Source organism: Halorubrum sp. AD140, from assembly GCF_034497445.1.
Classification (GTDB): domain Archaea; phylum Halobacteriota; class Halobacteria; order Halobacteriales; family Haloferacaceae; genus Halorubrum.
This window is the reverse complement of record NZ_JAXRUU010000168.1, coordinates 1-1535: the sequence shown is the minus strand read 5'-3', so window position 1 is coordinate 1535 and position 1535 is coordinate 1. Positions and strand designations below refer to the sequence as shown.

Below are 1535 nucleotides of genomic sequence, written 5' to 3'. Positions count from 1 at the left end.
AACCCGCCGTCGCCCGCCCCGCCCTCGGAGAAGCTCCACTGGTCGAAGCTGGCGTACAACGAGTCCTACTGGCTCACGGCGCGGGGGCTGCTCTGACCATGTCCGAGACGGACGCAGCCGAGCCGACCGACCTCGAGGCGGCCATTGCGGAGAACCCGGAGGCGGTCGCCGCGTTCGTGGAGCGGCTCGACGCGGTCAACGAGCTGCTGGACGTGCTCTCCCTGGGCGAGAACGCGCTCTCCGACGAGATGGTGCGCGAGCTCTCTGCCACCGGATCGACGCTCGTGGAGTCCGCCGACGGCCTCGCCACCGACGAGACCGTCGCGTTAGCCGAGGCGGTCGGCGAGAACGGGGACGAGCTGCGGGCGGCGCTCGACACGCTGCTCGAACTCCAGCGGAGCGGCACGCTCGACGAGCTGGCCGAGCTCGCCGAGGTCGGATCGCTGGCGACCGCCGCTCTCGACGACGAGATGGTGGCGTCGCTGGCCGGGACCGGCGCCGCGCCCGGCGAGGTCGCGCAGACCGCGGCCGACGACGACACGCGCGACGGCGTCGAGACGCCGCTGAAGGGCGGCGGCGAGGCGGAACGCGAGCCGCCCACGCGGGTCGGAGCGGTCGGCCTGCTCCGCGGCGTGCGCGACCCGGAGGTCCAGTACGGGCTGGGCTACCTGCTGGCGGTGGCGGGCGCGATCGGCCGCGAGCGGTCCGGCCGTGAGTGAACCGCTACGGAGTCGTAGCGCGGAAACGCGTGTTCGAGAATCGGAACCGGTGTTTGGTCGCGCGGTCAGACGAGGAGCTGGATGTCCGCCTCGGCCATGTCCTGAATGGCGGTCGCGGCGCCGACGCCGGTGGTGACGCCGTCGTAGAAGTCGTCTTCGTCGTAGTCCATCAGCTCGATGTTCATCTGGCAGGCCTGGAACTCCACGCCCATGTCGAGGCTCGTCTCGAGGAGCTCCTCGATCGTAGCGGTGTCGTTGTCCGAGATCCGCTTTTCCATCATCCTCGTCGTGACGCGGTCCATCCCGGGGAGCGCGGCGACGGCGTTCGGGACGGGCATGTTGGGGTTGCCGACGGAGCTGAGCTGGAGGTTCTTCGACCGCTCCTTGTGGAGCATGTCGAGCCCCCAGAAGGTGGTGAAGACGGTCACCTCGTAGCCGAACGCGGCCGCGGTGCTGGCGAGGATGAGCGGCGGATACGCCATGTCGAGCGTCCCCTTCGTGGCGATGATGCTCATCTTCTTGCCGCCGTCCTCGTCGGTGGCCTCGGCGAGCGCCTCCTCGAGCTCGTCGATGCGCGCGGCCAGCTCCGCGCGCGAGGGCGCGTCCTCGGCCGGCCCGTCCTCGGTCGGCGCGTCGGGTGTGTCCGTACTCATCGTTACTCCGTCTTGCGGACGTAGTGTTTGTACACGTCGTCGCCTTCCGTCTGGTCGAGGAGCTCGACGCCCGCGGTGCCGTCGGCCCAGCCGTCGATGTCGCTCACGCTACCGGGGTCCGTCGCCACCACCTCGAGGACCTCGCCCGCGGCGAGACCGTCGA

General features: G+C 70.4%; 3 protein-coding genes. 1 reads left to right on the top strand and 2 read right to left on the bottom strand.

All coding sequences use genetic code 11. The features are described 5' to 3' along the window. Positions 1-98: 98 nt before the first annotated feature. Entirely contained in the window at positions 99-719 is a 621-nt protein-coding gene (locus tag U4E84_RS17040) for a DUF1641 domain-containing protein (protein WP_322533292.1), read from the top strand. A gap of 65 nt (positions 720-784) precedes the next feature. On the opposite strand, the gene U4E84_RS17035 is transcribed toward U4E84_RS17040, so the two are convergent. Together U4E84_RS17035 and U4E84_RS17030 are read right to left on the bottom strand one after the other, a co-directional pair. Continuing rightward, complete coding sequence (locus U4E84_RS17035) at positions 785-1372, bottom strand: DsrE/DsrF/DrsH-like family protein (protein WP_322533291.1); 588 nt, start codon at positions 1370-1372, stop codon at positions 785-787. Between the two features lie 2 nt (positions 1373-1374). Continuing rightward, on the bottom strand, positions 1375-1535 hold a 161-nt coding region (locus tag U4E84_RS17030), incomplete at its 5' end, for a sulfurtransferase TusA family protein (protein WP_322533293.1).

What these genes read in the sequence shown, in the direction of transcription:
- U4E84_RS17040 (WP_322533292.1), top strand. Translation starts at nt 99, where the DNA reads ATGTCCGAGACGGACGCAGCCGAGCCGACCGACCTCGAGGCGGCCATT.
- U4E84_RS17035 (WP_322533291.1), bottom strand. Translation starts at nt 1,372, where the DNA reads ATGAGTACGGACACACCCGACGCGCCGACCGAGGACGGGCCGGCCGAG.